The following is a 21,771-nucleotide window of genomic DNA, read 5'->3' on the forward strand; positions in this document are numbered from 1 at the left end:
CGAATAAGTCAACTCGCCTGCAAGCCACCACAATGGGGACAGTTCCCATTGTGGTGGCTATTGTTATTTAGGGTCTGAGATTTCGGCTCTATAAATAACGTTTTTGAACTGGGCTACTAAAAGATTGTGGAAAACACTACTACAAGATTATGGAAAACGCTACTGCAAGATTATGGCAAATGATACTATACGATTATGGTAACAGCGTTATAAGGGGCGTTGATATGGCCGAGTACATTAACAGGGATTTGCATGAGTTGCTCATTCGCATGGCGGGTTGGTTTCCTGTTGTGTCGTTGACGGGGCCTAGGCAGAGCGGTAAGTCTACGCTGGTTCGGCATGCCTTTCCCGACTATTCCTATGTTACGCTTGAGGACCCCCAAACGAGGCGCGCGGCCTTGGAGGATCCGGTGAGTTTTATCCGCAACCGAAAGGGCGGACTCATCATCGACGAGGCGCAATACGCCCCGGATTTGTTCTCGATGATTCAGGTTGTTTCGGATGAGCGGGGAGACGCCGGTCAATACATCCTTACGGGATCGCAAAACTTTTTGATGATGAAAAGCATCGGCCAGTCTCTTGCCGGGCGAGTCGGGATCTTAAAATTGCTGCCATTTTCGTTTCGAGAAGCGGAGAGGGGCCAGCAGGGGCAGTTGGAAGTGGATTTGTTTGCGCTCGAAGGGGGATACCCTCGCCTGCGTTCCGCCGGAATGCCGTCCTCGGTTTATTTCCCCAGCTATATTGATACCTATGTTGAGCGCGATGTTGTGGGCTTGCTTGACGTGCGCAATAAAGCGGAGTTTCATAAGTTTCTGTCCATAATTGCCCAGAGCGCCGGTGCTCTCATTAATATATCTTCGCTTTCTCGAGATACGGGTGTGAACGTATCGACCATTAAAAGCTGGTTGTCTATCCTGGAGCAGAGCTACCTGACGTTTTCACTGCAGCCCTATTATGCAAATGCCAGGAAACGTTTGACTAAAACGCCCAAGCTTTATTTTTACGACACGGGGCTGCTCTGCTACTTGCTCAAAATTGGATCACTGGAGCAACTTTTGGAGAGCTCTTATCTGGGGGCAGTTTTCGAAAACCTCATCGTTTCCGAAACGGCGAAGAGCCATCTCAACGTGGGCGAGAATCCCGAGTTGTATTTCTATAGGGACGACGGCAAGCGAGAAATCGATTTGCTCGACTGCACAAACTCAGGGAGTCCCAAGGCTATCGAAATAAAATCATCCAGAACGTATCACGATAAGTACGCCCGCCATTTACAGGCTGTATGCGATGAGATCGACATTGCAAAAGATGCGCGCTATGTTGTGGCCCGCGTGGATTCAACGTATGAGTCGAAAGACTGTAGCGTGGTCTCGGCGCGTGATTGGCTTTTGCGATAACAAGTTCGGCGTATTAACAACTGCCGCGAAGAGGATCGGACCCCTTTCGCGGCGGTTTTTTGCCGATCCGGTGCGCCTCAGATGCAAGTGAGTAGGCTTTTTTGGATCTGTCGAGCACACCGCGACAAACGCTAAATAAAACCGCAGGTCAGAGCTGTGGCGTTTTGGAGTGTGCTCGGCCTCCTGCAAAAGGTCTACTCACTTGGTTTTTCGGCGAGAAGGCCGCCGCAAGGGCAAGCAGCTCTCCTCACGGCGGTTGGCGTTTGCCCAGATAAAACCTGCCAAAATAAACCTGTCCCTTTTTGGCATGTCCCTTTTGGCGCGGCTGATTGGTTTGGGCTGTTTTGGAGAAAGCCCATGAGGCGGCACTCAGGCTAATCCTGCGTGTCGCCTCCGTACATGTAGACGATAAAGCCGTCGCCGGTGTCTTGGCTGTGATCCTCCAGGATGCGTTTCATGTTGAGGTGCTCGTAGAACTGCCAGTCAGAGTTGCAGTCGCTCATCAGGAAGAACTTGGTGCACCCGGCTTTGGCGAGTTCGGCGCGCGCAAGGTCGATGAGCTCGCGGCCGAGTCCCTTGCCCTGCCACTCGGGCACAATGATGATCAGGTTGAGCTGGCCCTGGGCATACTCGTCGCCCGTGGCGGCAAAGCGATCGGCCGTGGCCTTTTCGCGACTGTCGCCAAAGAGCGAGCCCTCGAGTTTGGCATCGGCGGTCTTTGCCATCTCGGTTGCCTGGGCGAACATCTCGTCGTAGCAGGGTACCCACGTGGGGTTGGTACGCGGCTTGCCGTCCTCGAAGATACCGATGCAGCAGGCGGCGATAATGCGGCCCTCTGCCTCGGCGACGAGCGCGATGGGGGAGCGCTGCAGCTGCATGGCAATGTTGAAGCGCGCGCAGAAATCGGCAGCTTCGACGTCGCCGCGGTTGCGCAGCGTGTTGCACCACAGCTGGTTGTAGATGGCGGCGATGCCAGCCAGGTCGTCGAGCGTGGCGGCGCGCAGGGTTACGTTGTCAAGGCTCATGGAGGCTCCTTCCAAGGTGGGTCAGGCCACCTCTGAGTGTGACATGGGCGCACCGCTGCCGCATCAACCATTCGGTAGACGAGCTTCGATCTCTCGGGGACGGAGGAAAAGGGGCCACGAGCGAGGATTTTCGGACGCTTGCTCGACGAGAGTGGATAATCTCCCACTTTTAGCGCGAACATAGGTCAAAAACGGGAGATTATCCACTCTCGTTGGAAGCGCCCGAAAATCCTCGCTCGTTATCCATTCCCTTTTTGGCTGGTTGTGCTTGCACTTTAGCGTGCGACAGCGGATAATGCCGAGCATTCGACAATGTTCTCGTTGCCATCAATTGATTGAGGAGGCCCCGCATGGCCATGGAATTTAAACGCAGGCTGCCGATCCCCATGGAGATCCGCGAGGAAATGCCGCTTTCCGCCGAGCTTACCGCTAAGAAGCAGGCATTCGACGCCGAGGTCGCCAAGGTCTTTACCGGCGAGGACGCGCGCAAGGTGCTCATCATCGGACCGTGCTCTGCCGACCGCGAGGACTCGGTCCTCGAGTACATGAACCGCCTGGCCAAAACCGTCGAGGAGGTCAAGGACAAGCTCATCATCATTCCGCGCGTCTACACCAACAAGCCGCGTACTAAGGGCACTGGCTACAAGGGCCTGCTGCACAACCCCGACCCCGAGGCGCCCGATGACCTGCTCGAGGGCGTTAAGGCCATCCGCCACATGCACCTGCGCGTCATCGAGGAGACTGGCTTCTTCACTGCCGACGAGATGCTCTACCCGTCCAACTACCAGTACCTCGTCGACCTGTTGAGCTACGTCGCCGTGGGTGCGCGCTCGGTCGAAAACCAGGAGCATCGCCTGGTGTCGAGTGGCATTTCGGTGCCGGTGGGTATGAAGAACCCCACTGCCGGTTCCACCACCGTCATGCTCAATTCCATCTACGCCGCCCAGGCGCATCAGAGCTTTATCTTCCGCAACTGGGAGGTCGAGTGCGACGGCAACCCGCTCGCGCATGCCGTCATGCGCGGCTACATCGGCCTCGACGGTCGTACCTACCCCAATTACCACTACGAGCACCTGGAGCGTCTGGCCGAGCGCTACACCGAGCACGCCGGTTACGCCAACCCGGCAGCGGTTATCGACTGCAACCATGACAACTCGGGCAAGCGTCCGCTGGAGCAGTATCGCATTTGCAAGGAAGTGCTCGACAGCTGCCGCCGCAACGAATCCATCTCCAAGCTGGTCAAGGGCTTTATGATCGAGTCCTACCTTGAGGACGGCAACCAGCCGGTCGACGGCGGCGTCTTTGGCAAGTCGATCACCGATCCGTGCCTGGGCTGGGAAAAGACCGACTACCTCATTCACGAGATCGCGGAACGTATTTAGTTACGCGGGTTTACCAACCCGCGTAACGGCGCTCGCTGTCCGCCCTCTACCTGCGGCGTTGTCTTGCTCCAGGGGCACTCATTGGGCACTCATTGGGGACATACTTAAATGAGTAGTCGTTGGGGACGTTCTTGTTTGACTAGTCGTTTAAGAACGTCCCCAATGACTACCTTTCAAACCTGGCAGTTAGGGACGTTCCTTATCTGCCGGCACTTGGGGACACTCCTTGCATCGGCTGACGCGGTTTGCTCGCTGGCATTGCTAGATTTTTTGGCGTTCTCTAAGTCCTGTGGACAAAAAATGGCAAATATGAGTACTGTTGCTAGCGTAGTATCATATCGATCTTACAAGATAATAGACACAACAGTAAATATGTTCATTAACGTTGGCACACAGAAGCATGCTACCGGGCATTTTGATCAATTTGAAGGCATATCTAGGCCGCAATGAGGTCGTTTGGGGCAGTTTTGGCTGTTACTAAAAAGGTGACAGTACTCATATTTGCCATTTTTTGTCCACGGGGCCTTGAGGGAGGGCGTCAATCAGGTCCCAGGGGAGGCGGTTCGAGGGCCGCAGAACAAAAAACGGGGGCGCAGGCTGTCCTGCGCCCCCGTTCTCGGGCGTTATTCGTTCCCTGCGGCAGAATTTACGCCGCTTCGTCGAACTGCGAATTGTACAGGTCGGCGTAGAAGCCGCCTTGGGCGAGCAGCTCGTCGTGCGTGCCCTTCTCGACGATGTCGCCGTCGCGAATCACCAAGATCACGTCGGCGTTGCGGATCGTGGACAGGCGATGCGCGATGACAAAGCTCGTGCGGCCCTGCATCAGCGCATCCATGGCGCGCTGAATAAGCTCTTCGGTACGGGTATCGACGTTGGAAGTCGCCTCGTCCAAAATCAGCGCCGGACGGTCGGCCAAAATGGCGCGGGCGATGGTCACGAGCTGGCGCTGACCCTGCGACAGGTTAGTGCCCTCCTCGTTGATCATAAAATCGTACCCGCCGGCGAGCGTATGGATAAAGTGGTCGCAGCGTGCGGCGCGTGCGGCGGCCTCGACCTCGGCGTCGGTCGCATCGGGGCGTCCGTAGCGGATGTTCTCGCGGATGGTGCCGTTAAACAGCCAGGTGTCCTGCAGCACCATGGCAAACTCGCCGCGCAGCGCCGCGCGGTCCCAGTCGCGCACGTCGACGCCTTCGACGCGCAGCGAACCGCCGTCCACGTCGTAAAAGCGCTGCAGCAGCTTAATGAGCGTGGTCTTGCCGGCGCCGGTGGGGCCGACGATGGCAATGGTTTGGCCGGGCTGCGCCTCGCAGCTAAAGTCGTGGATGATGGTCTTGTCGGGCGTGTAGCCAAACTTGACATGGTCGAACTCCACGTGGCCGGGGCGCTTCTCGGGAATCTGCGCGTCGGCCTTCTGCTCCTCCTCGGGCGCGGCGAGGAACTCAAAGACGCGCTCGGTGGCAGCGGCCATCGACTGCATCGTGTTGCTCACGTTGCCCAGCTGCTGCACGGGTTGCGTAAAGTTGCGAACGTACTGGATAAAGCTCTGGATGTCGCCGGGTGTGGCATTGCCGGTCAGCGCGAGCTGCGCGCCCACCACGACGACGCCCACGTAGCCCATGTTGCCCACCAGACTCATAAGCGGCATCATCAGGCCCGACAGGAACTGAGAGCGCCAACCGCTCATAAAGAGGCGGTCGTTCTCTTTGTCGAACTCCTCGATCGAGGCCTCGGCGCGGTCGAACACCTGAATGACGTTCTGGCCGGCAAAGTCCTCCTCGATGATGCCGTTGACGGCGCCCAGGACCTGCTGCTGCTCGCGGAAGTACGGCTGCGAGAAGTGAATCATCACGGTCAGGATAATCGCGGCTGCCGGCAGCGTGAGCACGGTGACGCCGGTGAGCGGCAGACTGATCGACAGCATCATGACGAGCACGCCGATAATCTGCGTCACCGATGTGATGAGTTGCGTCACGCTCTGGTTGAGTGACTGACCCAGCGTGTCGACATCGTTGGTGATGCGGCTGAGCACGTCGCCCTTGCTGTGGCCGTTGAAGTAGCTCATCGGCACGACAGCGATCTTGGCGGCGATCTCCTTGCGCATGCGATAACAAATCTTTTGCGTGACGCCGGTCATGAGCCAGCCTTGGATCAGGCTGCAGGCAGAGCTCGCCAGATACAGACAGAGCAAAAAGCCGAGCGTCTTGGCGATCCAGGCAAAGTCGACATCGCCGGTGCCGTTGACCTTGGCAACCAAGCCCTCGAACAGCTTAGTCGTAACCTGGCCAAGCACCTTGGGCCCCACAATGTTAAAGATGACCGAGCACACGGCAAAGGCGACGGCGGCAAACACGGCAATCTTGTGCTGGCCGATATAGCCGAGCAGCTGCCTCATGGTGCCCTTAAAGTCCTTGGCCTTTTCGCCACGGCGCATGCCACCCATGCGGCCCATGGGACCACGCTGGCGGGTGGGCTTGGGAATCTGAGTCTTGGTCTCGTCTGCCATTAGCGCTCGCCTCCTTCCATGACGGCTGCAATTTCTTCTTGGGTAAGCCCCAGCTCCTCGGCGGAAAGCTGCGACTGTGCAATCTCCAGGTACGCCGGGCAGCCGTGCAGCAGCTCCTCGTGCGTGCCGGTGCCCACTACGTGACCGTCGTCGAGCACGATGATCTGGTCGGCGTGCATGATGGTCGCGATGCGCTGGGCCACGACCACGAGTGCGGCGTCGGTGACGTTTTTGGCCAGCTCCTCGCGCAGGCGCGCGTCGGTCTTGTAGTCGAGGGCGCTAAACGAGTCATCGAACACCACGACCTCAGGCTTTTTGGCCAACGCGCGGGCGATGGCCAGGCGCTGGCGCTGGCCGCCCGAGACATTGGAGCCGCCCTGGCTGATGGGGGAGTCGTAGCCGCCCTCGCGCTCGGCGATAAAGTCCTCGGCCTGTGCGATGCGTGCCGCCTGGCGCATGTCATCATCGCTCACCATGTCGCCGGCAAATTTGAGGTTGCTCTCGACGGTGCCCGAGAACAGGCGACCCTGCTGCGGGATGTAACCAATGCGGCGGCGCAGCTCGGAAAGGGTCATGTCGCGCACGTCGATGCCGTCGAGCGAAATGCTGCCGCCCGTGACGTCGTATAAGCGCGGAATCAGCTGCACGAGCGTGGACTTGCCCGAGCCCGTGGAGCCAATGATGCCGAGCATCTGGCCGGCGTGCGTGGTGAAGTTCACGCCGCTGATGACATCGGCGCGAGCGTCGGGGTATTGGAAGCTCACGTCGCGGAAAGTGAGCTCACCGTGCGGCGCGCTGGCCGCGGGCAGTTTGGGCGAGGCGGGGTCGTTGATGCTCGTGGGGCAAGTGATGACCTCTTCCACGCGCTCGGCTGCGACCTCGGCACGGGGCAGGATAACCGAAACCATGGTGAGGATCATAAACGCCATGACGATCTGCATGGTATAGGAGATAAACGCCATCATGTTGCCGACCTGCATCACGCCGTCGGACACACCCTGCGCGCCAAACCAGACGATAAGCACGGTGATGCAGTTCATGACGAGCATCATGAGCGGCATCATAAAGCTCATAGCTCGGTTGGTGTAGAGCTGTGTGGTCATCAGGTCGAGCGATGCCTTGTCAAAACGCTCGAGCTCATGCTCCTCGCGGTTGAACGAGCGGATGGGCATAAGGCCGTCGAGCAGCTCGCGGGCGGTGAGGTTCACGCGGTCCACAAAGCTCTGCATCTTTTTGAACTTGGGCATGGTAAGGCCCATGAGCACGCCGACGACGGCCGAGACCGCGATGATGGCCACGGCGATGGTCCACTCCAGGCCGGTGTGGTTGGCCAGGACGCGCATGACCGCGACGATACCCATGACGGGCGCCATGAGGCACATGCGAATGAACAGAGTCGCTGCCATCTGGATCTGCTGAATGTCGTTGGTGCAGCGGGTGATGAGCGAGGCCTGGCTAAACTTGCCCACCTCGGCCGGCGAGAAGTGCATGACCTTGTTGAAGGTCTCGCGGCGCAGGTCGCGGGCGATGGAGCAGGCGGTGCGCGACGCCACAGCGCCGGTCAGGATGGTGGCGACCAGCGAGATCAGGCACAGGCCAAACATCGTGGTCGCCATGCGGCTCAGGTAGGCGTTCTGCACGTCGGCGGGGTCGATGCCCTGCGCCTTGTACTCGTCCTGCACGTAGGTCACGGCGCGCTGCGTGACGATAGAGCCCGACATGGAGCCCATTTTGTCCGCCATTTCGTTGGCGCCTTCGACGAGCTTGCCCTGGTCGATCAAGCCACCTTCAACGCCCAGACGCAGGCTCTTCATGGTGATCTTGCCGCCGTCGGCATCAATCTGCTTTTGCATGTTTTGCGCCGCTGTGGCCTTCTGCTGCATCTCGGCGAGCTGCTCGGGCGTCATTGCCGCCATCTGCTCGGGGGTGGGCATGGCCTGGGCGCCGCCGCCATTGCTTGCCTCGGTGGATGCGCCGGTCATGTCGCCCATGGAGCTGGCGTCGATGCCCTGGTTGAGAGAAAGGACGACGGTCTCGGGCAGGCTCATAATGTCGGCAATCTTGCCGCCATCGGCACGCTCTTCCTCGGTGCCCTTGTACGTTCGAATGCCTTTTTTGTCAGCCTTGCTAAACACGGCCTCCACAGCTTTGGCGTCCTTGGTGCTCATAAAGAGCTCAAGGTCATCGAGTGATTCGGCACGAATGGTGTCGGGCACGGGCGAGGCGATGCCGCCTTGCTGTACGCCCACGTCGACGATGTCGCTCATGTAGGTAGGCAGTGCCAGATCGGCGTTGCAGCTGATTACGATAAGTACGATAGCTGTGAACAGTGCCAGGACATGCTTTTTAAAGAGCTTGAGAATCCTCACTCGGCATCTCTCCTTTCTTGATTGCGGTCGATAATTTCGTTGAAACGCCTTAGAAGGCGCACCATCTCTTGGGTATCTGTTTCGCCGAGCTGCTCGAGGAAGGCCGCGGTGCGCTCCTCGAATTCCCGACGTTTGATTTCGAGATTCTGGAATCCCTTATCGGTCATCGTGACGTGTACACGACGACGGTCGGTCTTTGAGTGCTCGCGCTCGACCCAGCCCTTGGCTTCGAGAGTGCGTAAGATATTGGCGATGCGGGCACTCGAGACCCAGGCGCGATTTGCGAGTTCGCTCGGCGTGAGCGAACCGCCAGCGAGCATGAGGGCGCGCATGACAGCCATCTCGCCGCCGAGAGCTTTGTCCGCAGAGCGTGAAATGCGATGATGCATGCTGCCAAACTCAGTTAAGAGCTGACGCCCAAGCTCATGGAAATCGGTATCTTCCACCGAAAACCCCTAACACTAGAAACTATTTTTGGTGAAAGATGATACCCCTGTATGCACACCTCATACAGTAGATTTTTGGGACATGCCTAGAAATCTACCTTCGTGGGCATTTCATGCCACCGCCTCCGTCGCGGCGAAAAAGTAGATTTCTAGGCATGTCCCAAAAATCTATCGGTGGGCACTTTACCCTGCTAAAGCTGGCATAACAGCTAGAGTGAAGGACGTATAAAGGCAAGGGGAAATATCAAATAATTCGGTGAACGGTAGATGATGGCGGGCGCGTTTCCTGCGGATTTGTTGAAAACGCTCTAATGACACAAAAAAAGGAACATATAACAGCCCTGATGAAGGGGGTGGCTATGTTATCCTTCACTAACGGGTGAAATCTTGGGTTTAGGGTTGCAAGACCAAGGTGAATAAACGTTTTTCCCTGCGCTAACGCGCGACGGAAGGCGAATGAAGCCGGTGGTGCAAGCCGAACATTCAAGAATTCAATAAGCAGCGGTGTGAGAGAGCGCCGCATTACACGTAACTAGGAGCGTGGTTACACAATGCAGGAGGCATGGGAAGGCTTCAAGGAAGGCATCTGGACGGGAGAGGTTGACGTCCGAGACTTCATCCAGAAGAACTACACCCCCTACGAGGGCGACGAGTCGTTCCTCGCCGGCCCGACCGAGCGTACCAAGGAGCTGTGGGGCGAGGTTCTCGACCTGCTGCTCAAGGAGCGCGAGCAGGGCGGCGTCCTCGATATGGACACCAAGACCGTCACGGGTATCGTGAGCCACCCCGCTGGCTACATCGATAACGCCCACCGCGAGAAGGAGACCATCGTCGGTCTCCAGACTGACAAGCCGCTCAAGCGCGCGCTGCACGTCAACGGCGGTATCCGCATCGCTTGCCAGGCTGCCAGCCAGCACGGCTACAAGATCGACGAGAACGTTGTCGAGCGCTACACCTTCGAGCGCAAGACCCACAACGCCGGCGTCTTCGATGTCTACACCCCCGAGATGCGCGCCTGCCGTTCGGCCCACATCATCACCGGTCTGCCCGATGGCTATGGCCGCGGCCGCATCATCGGCGACTACCGTCGTGTCGCCCTGTACGGTGTCGACTACCTGATCAAGGACAAGGAGGCCCAGAAGGCTTCCACCCCGACGGTCATGACCGCCGACAACATCCGCGATCGTGAGGAGCTGCAGGAGCAGATCCGCGCCCTCGGCGAGCTCAAGATGATGGCCGAGACCTATGGTTTCGACATTTCCAACCCTGCTACCAACACGCAGGAGGCCATCCAGTGGATGTACTTCGCCTACCTCGCTTCCGTCAAGGAGCAGAACGGCGCCGCTATGTCCATCGGCCGTACCTCCACGTTCATCGACATCTACGCTGAGCGCGACCTTGCCAACGGTACCTTCACCGAGGAGCAGATCCAGGAGTTCGTGGATCACTTCATCATGAAGCTCCGCATGGTCAAGTTTGCCCGTACCCCCGAGTACCAGGCCCTGTTTACCGGCGATCCGCAGTGGGTCACCGAGTCCATCGGCGGCATGGGTGTTGACGGCCGTACGCTCGTTACCAAGATGAGCTACCGCTACCTGCACACGCTCGAGAACATGGGCACCAGCCCCGAGCCCAACATGACCGTTCTGTGGTCGACCCGTCTGCCCGAGAACTTCAAGAAGTTCTGCGCCAAGACTTCTGTCGCCAGCTCCTCGATTCAGTACGAGAACGACGACCTCATGCGCGTCTACCACGGCGACGACTACGGCATTGCCTGCTGCGTGTCCTCCATGCGCATCGGCAAGGAGATGCAGTTCTTCGGCGCCCGCGCCAACCTGGCCAAGTGCCTGCTGTACGCACTCAACGGCGGTGTTGACGAGGTCTCCAAGAAGCAGGTCGGCCCCAAGTATCGCGCCGTCGAGGGCGATACGCTCGATTACGACGACGTTGTGGCCAAGTACAACGACATGATGAAGTGGCTCGCTGGCGTGTACGTCAACTCGCTGAACATCATCCACTACATGCACGACAAGTATTGCTACGAGCGCATCCAGATGGCTCTGCACGACAAGCACGTGCACCGCTGGTTCGCTACGGGCATTGCTGGCCTTTCCGTCGTGGCTGACTCCCTGTCCGCCATCAAGTACGCCAAGGTCCACCCCGTCCGCGACGAGAACGGCATCATTGTCGACTTCGAGACCGAGGGCGAGTTCCCCAAGTACGGTAACGACGACGACCGCGTCGACCAGATCGCTCACGACGTTGTGCACCAGTTCATGGAGTACATCCGCATGAACGACACCTACCGCAACTCCGTGCCCACGACCTCGGTTCTGACCATCACCTCCAACGTCGTGTACGGCAAGAAGACCGGTTCTACGCCTGATGGCCGCAAGGCTGGCCAGCCCTTCGCCCCGGGTGCTAACCCCATGCACAAGCGCGATAGCCACGGCGCCATCGCTTCGCTGTCTTCGGTTTCCAAGCTCCCGTTCCGCGATGCTCAGGACGGCATCTCCAACACCTTCTCCATCATCCCGGGTGCGCTCGGCAAGGAGGACCAGGTGTTCTTTGGCGATATCGACCTTGATCAGCTGGGCGAGTAACTATTGTTAGTGCTATACTAACAATAACGATTACTGATTAGTGCGCCGGTTTCGGCCGGCGCCTATCGATCGAAGGAGACACATTATGAAGGTTTCTGAAGTTTCCGAGACTCAGGCCGATAACCTGGTCCACATGCTCGACGCTTACGCCGAGAAGGGTGGCCACCACCTGAACATCAACGTCTTCAACCGTGAGACGCTGCTCGACGCTCAGGCTCACCCCGAGAAGTATCCGCAGCTGACCATCCGCGTTTCCGGCTATGCCGTGAACTTCCACACGCTCACCAAGGAGCAGCAGGACGAGGTCATTTCGCGTACCTTCCACGACAAGTTCTAAAGGGACTCAACTCCCGCAGGATCGCCGGGCCGTTTTGGGTTACTTTCCAAAACGTCCTCGGACATGCAAAGGGCTCCGCTGCGCGCTTCGCGCGGCGGAGCCCTTTGCGTCCTGCGGAATATTTTGGAAAGTAACCCAAAGCGGCCCGGCGGGGGTCCTGTGTAGTCACCCTTTAGGCGGAACTCTCCTAATGGGCTGGGCGTTCTGGATACTTGCTTGCTACCGTTTATCGCGTATAGCTACCGTTTGCGGAATAAGTAACACTCCTTAATAAACCGTGTAGAATCTCAGATAAGCACGGAGTTTTTCAGGGAGACGCTGTCCTTTGTTGTGCGCAAGGGGCGGCGTCTCTTTGGCGCTTAGATGCCGTTGCGCAACAGTGCGGTGGCCTGTGCTTGGTATTGGAAAGTCGACGTTGAGATAGGTCGTGATGATAATGGGCAAGTACGTAATCGTGGTTGAGTCTGGGTCGGATGTGACGCCGGAGCTCTGCGAGCGCTATGGCATCGTGCGCGTGCCTATGCATGTCACGATTGGTGACGAGACCGTCGAGGACGGCTCGATCGATCCGCTCGAGATTTACTCGCGCTGTAACGAGTTTGGTGTGATGCCCAAGACCAGTGGCTGTTCGCCAGCGGATTTTGCGCATGTGTACGACCGCATCCATGCCGAGCAACCCGACGCGACTATTTTGCATCTTGCATATTCCGAGGCCACGACCTGTTCGCATCAGTCCTCTAAGATTGCGGCCCAGGGGCGCGACTACGTGTTCTCCATGGACACGCGCTTTGTCTCGGTGGGCCAGTCGCTCGTTGTCGTCGAGACTGCCAAATACATCGAGGCTCACCCCGATGCCACCGTCGACGAGATCTTTGCATTTACGAACTCCGTCATGGACCGCGTGCTGCTGGGCTTTGTTCCTACGGACCTTGCCTTCCTTAAGGCGGGCGGTCGCTTGTCCAACGTCGCGTTCCTGGGCGCCCGTCTGCTCAAGATTAAGCCCTGCATTGAGGTAACGGGCGGCAAGTTCGTGGCAACCAAGAAGTTCCGCGGCTCTATGCTCAAATGCGCCCGCGCCTTTATTGACCACATGGTTGCCAAGGGCGAGATCGACTACTCGCACATTGGCTTGGCATATTCGGTAGGTCTTTCCGAGGAGCTGCGCGACGACATGGAAGTCTATGCGCACGACCTGGGCTTTAAGGACATTACCTGGACTCAGGTCGGCGGCGTCATCTCGAGCCATTGCGGCCCGACCGCCTTCGGCGCGGTGCTCACGCTCAAGGCGTAAGGCCTGGCGTCTATCGATATCTATTGTCTCGGCGGCGGGTGGGTTGTGACAACCTTCCCGCCGCTTTTGTGTGGCGCCAAATAGAACAACCCAATTGACCACTAAACCGTTTCACCATCATGCGTATGGGCTAGAATGGCTCTGGCATTTATGTAACTAAAACCAATGAGAGGTAAGGTAGCGGGAATGGCTGAGATGACGCTCGAGGGTGTGGACGCTCGTCCCGAGGACTCCGCGTTTGCCCTGGGCCGCGTACATTCGATTGAAACGATGGGTACGGTCGACGGACCCGGCATCCGCTTCGTAGTGTTTGTCCAGGGCTGTCCCATGCGCTGCGCGTATTGCCACAATCCCGATACCTGGTCGGTTAACGGCGGCACGATGGTGACCGTCGAGCACCTGATGGACGAGTTCCAGAGCAATCATGAGTTTTACCGCAGCGGCGGAATTACGGTTTCGGGCGGCGAGCCACTTCTGCAGCCCGAGTTTTTGGCCGACCTGTTCCGTGCAATGCACAACAACCCCGATGGTCGTGTACATACCTGCCTGGATAGCTGTGGCTACGCCTTCGACCCTCAGCATCCCGAGAAGTTCGATGCCGTGCTCAACGAGACCGACATGGTTTTGCTCGACATCAAGCATGCCGACCCGGTCGAGCATAAAAGGCTGACCGGTTGTGACCCCGCACGCATCCTGGCGTTTGGCGATGAGCTGGCGCGTCGCAGGATCAAGGTCGTTATCCGCCACGTGGTGGTACCGGGCATTACCGACACGGTGGAGGAGTGCGAGGCGCTCGGTCGTTTAATCGCCCCGTGGCATAACGTGGTCGGCCTGGAGATGCTGCCGTATCACACCATGGGTGTCGTCAAATACGAGCAGCTGGGGATTCCCTATAAGCTTGAGGGCGTGCCCCAGATGGATACCGCGCGCATGCCCGAGCTGCGCAACGCCGTCATGACGGGCATGAAAAAGCGCCGCGCCGAACTCAAAAACGCCATCGACTAGCGAGCCATTTTCGCCCCCAAGGGCACTCATTGGGGACAGACTTAAATGAGTGCGCGATGGCATTGCGGGCGAGCATGTTTTGGTGCGCAACAAGGCAGGCTGGATTAGCGAGGATGGTTACTATTCGACATGCGATGCGGGCCTTATCGGCATCGATGGTCGTACCTATGTCATGAGCGTCATGACATCGATGCCGTGGGGCGACCGCTCGAGCGAGGTTACGGCCGTGATTGCAAAGGCTCTGTTTGATATGCGAGCTGCGCTGGCTTAGCGTGTTCGTTTGGCGAGGTCAAACAAAATGCTGGTACCATACCGTGGTTGAGAATTTCGTATAGGTTTGGGGAATGGTATGGCTACCATCGCGATTATCGGTGCGCTCGAAAAAGAGATCATGCAGATTAAGGAAGAGCTGAGCGACGTTTGCGAGGCACGGGAGGCAGGCTTGACCGTTGTAAGCGGCGAGCTCGACGGCCTGACAGTTGTCGCCACAACGGCGGGCATGGGCACGGTGAACGCCGCCGCTGCAACACAGCACCTCATTAGCAAGTATGCTCCGCAGGCTGTTGTGTTTTCGGGCATTGCGGGCGGTTTGAACCCCAAGCTCCATATCGACGACGTGGTCATTGGTAAACGCCTGCGCTATTTGGATACCGATACCGCGCTTATCGCCGAGTCCGCACCGGGGCTCGAGGAGTTTGGCTCGACGCCTGCGCTGGTCGATATTGCCGCCGATGTGCTTGCTGAGCGTGGGTTTGTTGACGCTTCGACAAATGCAGTCGCTTCGAACGAGGGCACCAAGCAGTTCCTGGTCGGCACGATTGCCACGGGTAACCGCTTTGTGACGGGCGCCGTCATGCGCAACGACGCTATCGAGGCGACGCATGCCGATTGTGTCGGCATGGAGGGCGCGGCAATTGCCCATGTCGCAACCAAAAATGGTGTCGATTGCCTGGTGTTGCGCGCTATCAGCGATAATTGTGACGAGGCGTACGATGCAATTTGCGAGCGCGAGTTCGATCTGTTCGAGTACGCGCGTGTCGCAAGTGACATCACGCTCGATATCGTCCGCCGCATTGCCGCTGCGCAATAGCGCGTCTGTTTGTAAGAACCTACGACCAAGGAGTGTCCATGGCCGATTCCATTAACTACCAGCTTGCCAAGTTCGTCGCCAGCTACGGCAAGGTTTCGCAGATTCCCGAGTCCACCTGCCCCGAGGTGAGCTTTGTCGGCCGCTCCAACGTGGGCAAGTCGTCGATTATGAACAAGCTCTTTGGCCGCAAGAACCTGGTCAAGGTTTCCAGTACGCCGGGCAAGACGAGCAACATCAACTTCTTTGAGGCCGACGACGTGCATTTCGTGGACCTGCCGGGTTACGGTTTCGCCCGTCGCTCCAAGGCCGAGCGCGACCGCTGGGCCGAGCTTATTGGCGACTTCTTTGACTCCGAGCGCAGCTTTAACCTGGTCGTATCGCTGGTTGACATTCGTCACGACCCCAGCAAGCTCGATCATGACATGATCGACTACCTGCAGGGCAACGAGTTCAACTTTATCGTCTGCCTCACCAAAGCCGACAAGCTCAGCCGCACCCAGCAGGCCCGCCAGGCGGCAGCCATCAAAAAGCAGCTCAACGTCCCGGCCGAAAACGTAATCATCACAAGCTCCCAAACCGGTGTGGGCATCGACGAGCTCAAGCGCCGCATTGCCGAGGCGTGCCTCTAATAAGTGCTTCAGTCTAGCAAGAGCCCCTACCAATAAAAAGCCAAACTATCAGCCCGGCGCCCCTTCAAAGCGTGGGTCCCTGTAGACATCCTCAGCAAGGTAGGCGCAGGGACGGTCGGGATGTTCCCTCAAAATCATTCCGCAGCGCGAAGGCCCCTTGTCCGTCGCTCCGTAGGAGCAGGACAAGGGGCCTTCATGCGCGAGGACGATTTTGAGGGAACATCCCGACCGTCCCGGACAGGTATATGAGGAGGATGTCTACAGGTACTCGATTTGAGCGCCTTCCGTGTCGCACGTCAGAATATGCGTATCACACTTAGGGAACTGCTCGCGCAGCTTGACCTGCAGGAACTTTGCCACGATGGTGTCGTCGGTTACGGCCATGAGGGTCGAACCCGAGCCGCTGATCCAGATGGTCTTGGCGCCGCCGTTAAGGCAGGTGTCGCGCACGGCGTTGTAGTCGGGGATGAGACGGCGACGATAGGGTTCTTGGATGCGGTCGTCATTGGCGGCGGCAATCAGGTCAAGGTCGCCGGTCTCCAGACCGCGCGTCATGCCAGCAATGCGGCCCATCTGCCACACGGCGGTGGAGAGCGGAATCTCCTGCGGCACGACCTTGCGCGCCTCGCTCGTATGTACCTCGTAGGGCGGAATCACGGTAATAAAACGTAAGCGATCGCTCACCTCGTAGCGCAGGCATTGGGGGAGCGAATCGGTCGGCGTAAAGGAGCAGACGGCGCCGCCAAGGATGGCGGGAGCGACGTTATCGGGATGCCCCTCGACCGCGGTGGCGATGCGGACGAGCTCGGCACGGTCGACGGTGTGGCCCGTCAGCGCGGCGGCCGCCATAATGCCGGCGACGACGCAGGTGGAGCTGGAGCCCAGGCCGCGTGCGACGGGCACATCGGTTTGAATGTCGATGGCAACGGGAAAAGCCGGCTCGCCCCATGCGGCCAGCGCATCGACAAAGCTGACGTAAACCAGGTTGTTCTCGTTTTGGAACTCTTCGGGGCAGCCCGTGATGGTGAGCTTGTCGGCGCGCTCGAAGGTGAAGTGCGAGTAGAGGCTGACGGCCATGCCGAGGGTGTCGTAGCCGATGCCTAGGTTGGCGCTGGTTGCTGGGACGGTGATTTTGATCATGTGGGTCCTCCTGGGCGGGTCTGACCGTTTAGTTCGCTGCTCGGGCAGTCCTGGCTCGCTCGGAAAGCACATTAAGTGCTTTCCGGCTCGTGCGGAACTCGCGACGAACTAAACGGCCAGATCCGCTCGCATGCTCGTCATCATCCCGAAAGCTAAATAAAAAGAAGGTGCGCCGGCTTTCGCCGGCGCCTTATATGGGGTTTAGTTGGTAGCCATCTTTTTTGCTGCAGACTCGACGTAGCTGGCCATCTCATCGACGTCGCAGACGTCTTCGAAGCGGACGGGCTTGGACTCGAGTTCGGCGAGCTGGGTCGGGGCGACCGTATTGGTGGCTTGCCCGAGTACGCGCATGGCCTCAAAGTCGTCCTCGGGAACGTTAAGGCCCAGGGCGTCGCAGCAGGCGCGCGGGAACTTGTAGGGGCTTGCGGTCGAAAGCAGCACGCGGGCCTTGGTGCCCTCGGCGGGGGCGACCTTTTCAAAGACGTGATAGCCGCAAGCGGTGTGCGGGTCGATTACGTAGTCGTTCGCGTCCCAGCAGCTTTTGATGGCAGCGCGAACCTCGTCTTCGCTGGCCCAACCGCAGCCAAAGACGCTCTGGATCTTGGCCAGCAGCTCGGCGGGCACCTCGTAGCGACCAGTCTGTGCCAGCTGCTCCATAAGGCCGGCAACGAGCTCGCAGTCGCCATCGGACAGGAAGTACAGCATGCGCTCCAGGTTAGAGCTGATGAGGATGTCCATCGACGGCGAGATGGTCGTGAAGAACGGACGGTTGCGGTCGTAGACGCCGGTGGTCAGGAAGTCGGCGAGCACGTTGTTCTTGTCGCTGGCCACGACGAGTTTGGCGACGGGCAGGCCCATGCGCTTGGCATAGTAGCCGGCCAGGATATCGCCAAAGTTGCCGGTCGGTACGCAGAACTCCACGGCGTCGCCGGCCTTGATGGCGCCGGCACGCAGCAGCTGCGCATAGGCGGCAAAGTAGTAGACGACCTGCGGCACCAGGCGGCCGACGTTGATGGAGTTGGCGCTGGAAAGTACCGTGCCGGCGGCCTCCAGACGCTCGGCAAGCTCCTTATCGGCAAAGATGCGCTTGACGGCACTCTGGGCATCGTCGAAGTTGCCGCGAATGCCGCAGACGGCGACGTTATCGCCCTCCTGGGTGGACATCTGCAGATTCTGCACGCGGCTGACTTTGCCCTCGGGATAAAAGACGGTGATGCCCGTGCCCGGGGCGTCGGCAAAGCCGGCGAGTGCTGCCTTGCCCGTGTCGCCCGACGTGGCGGTGACGATCATGATGCGCTCGGCGCCGCCGTCCTTGGCGGAGGTGCGGGCCATCAGGCGGGGGAGCATCTGCAGGGCGACGTCCTTGAAGGCGCTCGTGGGGCCGCCAAAGAGCTCCATCACATAGGTTTGAGGAGCGTCGGTGCCCGGCGCTGCGTCGAGTTTGACGAGCGGCGTGACCTCTTCGCTCGCGAATGTGCCGCGGTATGCCTCGTCGACACACGCCGAAATTTCTTCGGCCGTGTAATCATTCAGTAACATTCCCAACACATCTTGAGCGATTTCAAAGTACGATTTATCTGCAAGCGAGCTGATATCGACCTGCTGGGTGCCGAGCTCGTCCGAGACAAACAAACCCCCGTCGGGAGCGATGCCAGTACGGATTGCCACCTTACTTGAGCACGATAAAGTGCGTCCTCGTGTACTATGATAAGTTCCCATATAACACTGCTCCTCGGATGCCTTGGTCCCAATCGGTGAAACCATGGTATCAGAGCGCGCAAAACAGGTTTGCAGAGGCTTTTAGAAAGGTAACCTCAAGCCCATGATTAAGATTGCCAAGTTTGGCGGCTCGTCGGTCGCCGACGCCGAACACTTTAAGAAGATCAAGGCCATCGTCGATGCCGACCCTGCCCGCCGTTTTGTGGTGGTTTCCGCCTGCGGCCGCCGCTTTAAGGGCGACACCAAGGTGACCGACCTGCTCTACCTGGTTAACGCGCACGTTAAGTATCACGTTTCGTGCGAGGAACTGCTCGAGGACATTGGCCAGCGCTATTTTGATATCGCTGACGAGCTGGAGCTCACCTATCCCATCCGCGAGGAGTTCGCGGCCTTTGCCGAGCGCGCCCGCTCGGGCGGCTACTCCACCGAGGAGCTTGTGAGCCGCGGCGAGTACTTCACCGCTCGCCTGATGGCCGAGTACCTAGGCCTGCCGTTCCTGGACGCCGCGACGGTTGTGGCGTTCCATCACGACGGCACGCTCAGCATGAATCGCACCTCCGAGCTGGTGCAGGAGTATGGCCAGCAGGGCGGCTTTGTTATGCCCGGTTTCTACGGCGCGACGCGTGAGGGCCAGATCAAGCTGCTCGATCGTGGCGGCGGCGATATCTCGGGCTCGATTCTGGCCAAGTGCCTGGGCGCCGACCTGTACGAGAACTGGACCGACGTCTCGGGCTTCTATTCTGCCGACCCGCGTATTGTTCCCGAGGCTCAGCCCATTGCGCGCGTTACTTACGAGGAGCTGCGCGAGCTTTCGTACATGGGCGCAAGCGTCCTGCACGAGGAGGCCGTGTTCCCCGTGCGCGAGGCGGGCATTCCGCTGGTCATCAAGAACACCAATGCGCCGCAGGACCCCGGCACCATCATTAGCGAGACGGCTGACGAGGGCGAGGCAGAGCCCATCATTACCGGCGTGACTGGCAAACGCGGCTTTGTCGCCATCAACGTCGCCCGCGACCGCACCAAGCCCCGTGTCGGCTTTATGCGCCGTGCACTTTCGGTGTTCGAACGCTATGACGTTTCCGTCGAGCACATGCCCACTGGTGTCGACCGCTTTGGCGCCGTGGTGCAGGAGCAGGATGTGCACGATTCGCTGTACTCGCTTGTGGGCGACATCCAGCAGGAGGTCGAGCCGCTCGAGATCGAGGTCGTTGAGGGTCTGGCACTTATTGCTACCGTCGGTCGTAACCTGCGCGGTCGTGCAGGTATCTCGGGCCATCTGTTTGGCATGCTCGGCCAGGCCGGCGTGAGCGTGCGCATGATTTCGCAGAGCTGTGACGAGATCAACATCATTATCGGTGTCGAGGAGAAGGACTTCGACCTGGCGATTCGGACCATTTACCGTGCCTTCTCCGACGAAAATGGCATTGTGAAGGTCTCCGACCTGGAGGCTTCCGCGCCGGTTGATCCCGCTCTGGCCGCGCTCAAAAAGTAGCGACTGCTCGGTAGATTTTTGGGTCATGTCAAAAAATCTACGGCGGGGCGTTTCGTTTCGGTTTCGTTTCGACGGGGCGGGTTTCGTGCCTGCCCCGTTCTTGTATACACTGGCAACAATAATCGGCCTGCTTGGCGTGCGGGCGATAGCCACAACCTTTAAAGGGGGAAGCATGAAACAGTACACGGTTGCTATTTTGGGCGCGACGGGAGCCGTGGGCACCCAGATGCTCGAGTGCCTGAACGAGCAGGAGTTCCCGGTCGGCAAGCTCAAGCTGCTGGCGAGCGCACGCTCTGCGGGCAAGACCGTCGAGTTCCGCGGCGAGCAGGCTGTGATTGAGGAGGCTTGCCCCGAGGCTTTTGAGGGCTGCGACATCGTGCTCGGCGCTGCCGGCGACGATATCGCCAAGGAGCTGCTGCCCGAGGCCGTCAAGCGCGGCGCCGTCGTGGTCGACAACAGCCATGCCTTCCGTATGGATCCCGAGGTACCGCTGGTCGTGCCCGAGATTAATGCCGACGACATCAAGTGGCATCACGGTCTTATCGCCAATCCCAACTGCGCGACCATTATCGGCCTGGTTCCCACGTGGCCGCTGCATCAGCTCGCTGGCGTGAAGCGCATGATCGTCTCGACGTACCAGGCGGCTTCGGGCGCTGGTGCCCCCGGCATGGCCGAGCTTGAGGCCCAGCTGGCCGCCCTGGGCCGTGGCGAAGAGATTCCCGAGCCGCGCGCGTTTGCCGCCCAGCTGGCGAGCAACCTGATTCCGCAGATTGGCGGCGTCAAGGAAGAGGGCTTTACCTCCGAGGAGATGAAGCTGCAAAACGAGGGCCGCAAGATCATGCACCTGCCCGAGCTGCGCGTGAACTGCACCTGCGTGCGCGTGCCCGTGCTGCGCTCGCACTCCGAGAGCATTACGCTCGAGTTTGAGCGCGACATCACGGTGGAAGAGGCCCGTGCTGCGCTGGCTGCCGCTCCGGGCGTCAAGCTGGTTGACGACATGAGTGCCGAGGATGCGCACGATCGCTTCCCCATGCCGATGGACACCTCCGACCAGGACCTGATTTGGGTCGGTCGCGTACGCCGCGACATCTCGAACCCCGAGGCCGCACGTGGCATTACCTTCTGGTGCTGCGGCGACCAAATCCGTAAGGGCGCGGCAACCAACGCCGTCCAGATCGCTAAGCTGCTCTGCGAGTAGCGGTGGACCTGTCCGGCGGGGGCCGGGCTTGGTTTTCAGAGCGTCCTCGACCATGTGTGGCGCCTTGTCCTGCTCCTTCGGAGCTGCGGACAAGGCGCCACACTGGTCTGACGCTCCTATTTGGCAAGGTGTTTTTTAGAATCCATTT

General features: G+C 59.0%; 17 protein-coding genes. 11 read left to right on the forward strand and 6 right to left on the reverse strand.

Going from position 1 to position 21,771, the window contains the following annotated elements; genetic code table 11:
- The first annotated feature begins 224 nt into the window (after positions 1-224).
- A complete protein-coding gene (locus tag DWV20_RS05980; RefSeq protein WP_199408734.1) occupies positions 225-1,394 on the forward strand; it encodes an ATP-binding protein in 1,170 nt (389 codons plus the stop codon).
- A 374-nt stretch (positions 1,395-1,768) separates the two neighbouring features.
- Here the strand turns inward: DWV20_RS05980 and DWV20_RS05985 are convergent, their stop codons facing one another.
- On the reverse strand, positions 1,769-2,419 hold the full coding sequence (locus tag DWV20_RS05985) for a GNAT family N-acetyltransferase (protein WP_089572363.1): 651 nt from the start codon (positions 2,417-2,419) through the stop codon (positions 1,769-1,771).
- 350 nt (positions 2,420-2,769) lie between these two features.
- Between DWV20_RS05985 and DWV20_RS05990 the strand changes: the two genes are divergently transcribed.
- Positions 2,770-3,801, forward strand: coding sequence for a 3-deoxy-7-phosphoheptulonate synthase (locus tag DWV20_RS05990; protein WP_118256606.1), 1,032 nt, complete (start codon positions 2,770-2,772; stop codon positions 3,799-3,801).
- 646 nt (positions 3,802-4,447) lie between these two features.
- On the opposite strand, the gene DWV20_RS05995 is transcribed toward DWV20_RS05990, so the two are convergent.
- The 3 genes from DWV20_RS05995 to DWV20_RS06005 are packed head-to-tail and all read right to left on the reverse strand — an operon-like array spanning position 4,448 to position 9,119.
- A complete protein-coding gene (locus DWV20_RS05995; protein WP_118256607.1) occupies positions 4,448-6,304 on the reverse strand; it encodes an ABC transporter ATP-binding protein in 1,857 nt (618 codons plus the stop codon).
- The gene (locus tag DWV20_RS06000) at positions 6,304-8,673 is read right to left on the reverse strand and encodes an ABC transporter ATP-binding protein (RefSeq protein WP_118256608.1); all 2,370 of its coding nucleotides are present in this window, start codon (positions 8,671-8,673) and stop codon (positions 6,304-6,306) included. The genes DWV20_RS05995 and DWV20_RS06000 overlap by 1 nt, the downstream gene beginning before the upstream one ends.
- Positions 8,670-9,119 carry a MarR family winged helix-turn-helix transcriptional regulator gene (locus tag DWV20_RS06005; RefSeq protein WP_117637026.1) on the reverse strand — a complete coding sequence of 150 codons (450 nt, stop codon included), beginning with the start codon at positions 9,117-9,119 and terminating at the stop codon, positions 8,670-8,672. Before DWV20_RS06005 ends, DWV20_RS06000 begins: the two co-directional genes overlap by 4 nt.
- A gap of 551 nt (positions 9,120-9,670) precedes the next feature.
- Between DWV20_RS06005 and pflB the strand changes: the two genes are divergently transcribed.
- The 7 genes from pflB to yihA all read left to right on the forward strand — a co-directional run bounded on the left by pflB (position 9,671) and on the right by yihA (position 16,074).
- On the forward strand, positions 9,671-11,722 hold the full coding sequence (pflB, locus tag DWV20_RS06010) for a formate C-acetyltransferase (protein WP_055252438.1): 2,052 nt from the start codon (positions 9,671-9,673) through the stop codon (positions 11,720-11,722).
- An 85-nt stretch (positions 11,723-11,807) separates the two neighbouring features.
- Positions 11,808-12,059, forward strand: a complete 252-nt coding sequence (grcA3, locus tag DWV20_RS06015; RefSeq protein ID WP_117583521.1) for an autonomous glycyl radical cofactor GrcA3 — start codon at positions 11,808-11,810, stop codon at positions 12,057-12,059.
- A gap of 436 nt (positions 12,060-12,495) precedes the next feature.
- A complete protein-coding gene (locus DWV20_RS06020; protein ID WP_118256609.1) occupies positions 12,496-13,350 on the forward strand; it encodes a DegV family protein in 855 nt (284 codons plus the stop codon).
- A gap of 186 nt (positions 13,351-13,536) precedes the next feature.
- Positions 13,537-14,355 (forward strand): pyruvate formate-lyase-activating protein, encoded by an 819-nt coding sequence (gene pflA / locus DWV20_RS06025; protein WP_118256610.1) that lies wholly within the window; start codon positions 13,537-13,539, stop codon positions 14,353-14,355.
- A 49-nt stretch (positions 14,356-14,404) separates the two neighbouring features.
- On the forward strand, positions 14,405-14,626 hold the full coding sequence (locus DWV20_RS06030) for a hypothetical protein (RefSeq protein ID WP_117758362.1): 222 nt from the start codon (positions 14,405-14,407) through the stop codon (positions 14,624-14,626).
- A 78-nt stretch (positions 14,627-14,704) separates the two neighbouring features.
- Positions 14,705-15,445 carry a 5'-methylthioadenosine/S-adenosylhomocysteine nucleosidase gene (mtnN, locus tag DWV20_RS06035; RefSeq protein ID WP_118256611.1) on the forward strand — a complete coding sequence of 247 codons (741 nt, stop codon included), beginning with the start codon at positions 14,705-14,707 and terminating at the stop codon, positions 15,443-15,445.
- A 38-nt stretch (positions 15,446-15,483) separates the two neighbouring features.
- A complete protein-coding gene (gene yihA, locus DWV20_RS06040; RefSeq protein ID WP_089572350.1) occupies positions 15,484-16,074 on the forward strand; it encodes a ribosome biogenesis GTP-binding protein YihA/YsxC in 591 nt (196 codons plus the stop codon).
- A 258-nt stretch (positions 16,075-16,332) separates the two neighbouring features.
- Here the strand turns inward: yihA and thrB are convergent, their stop codons facing one another.
- Positions 16,333-17,214: a homoserine kinase gene (gene thrB, locus DWV20_RS06045; RefSeq protein WP_118256612.1), complete on the reverse strand. Its 882-nt coding sequence runs from the start codon at positions 17,212-17,214 to the stop codon at positions 16,333-16,335.
- Positions 17,215-17,415: 201 nt separating this feature from the next.
- Positions 17,416-18,933, reverse strand: coding sequence for a threonine synthase (gene thrC / locus DWV20_RS06050; protein WP_118256613.1), 1,518 nt, complete (start codon positions 18,931-18,933; stop codon positions 17,416-17,418).
- Between the two features lie 103 nt (positions 18,934-19,036).
- Here thrC and DWV20_RS06055 point away from each other — a divergent pair, with 103 nt between their 5' ends.
- Both DWV20_RS06055 and DWV20_RS06060 read left to right on the forward strand, forming a co-directional pair.
- The gene (locus DWV20_RS06055) at positions 19,037-20,425 is read left to right on the forward strand and encodes an aspartate kinase (RefSeq protein ID WP_117800971.1); all 1,389 of its coding nucleotides are present in this window, start codon (positions 19,037-19,039) and stop codon (positions 20,423-20,425) included.
- A gap of 172 nt (positions 20,426-20,597) precedes the next feature.
- The gene (locus DWV20_RS06060) at positions 20,598-21,623 is read left to right on the forward strand and encodes an aspartate-semialdehyde dehydrogenase (RefSeq protein ID WP_117790509.1); all 1,026 of its coding nucleotides are present in this window, start codon (positions 20,598-20,600) and stop codon (positions 21,621-21,623) included.
- The last annotated feature ends 148 nt before the right edge of the window (positions 21,624-21,771 follow it).

It is taken from the genome of Collinsella sp. AF02-46-1, from assembly GCF_003465825.1.
Classification (GTDB): domain Bacteria; phylum Actinomycetota; class Coriobacteriia; order Coriobacteriales; family Coriobacteriaceae; genus Collinsella.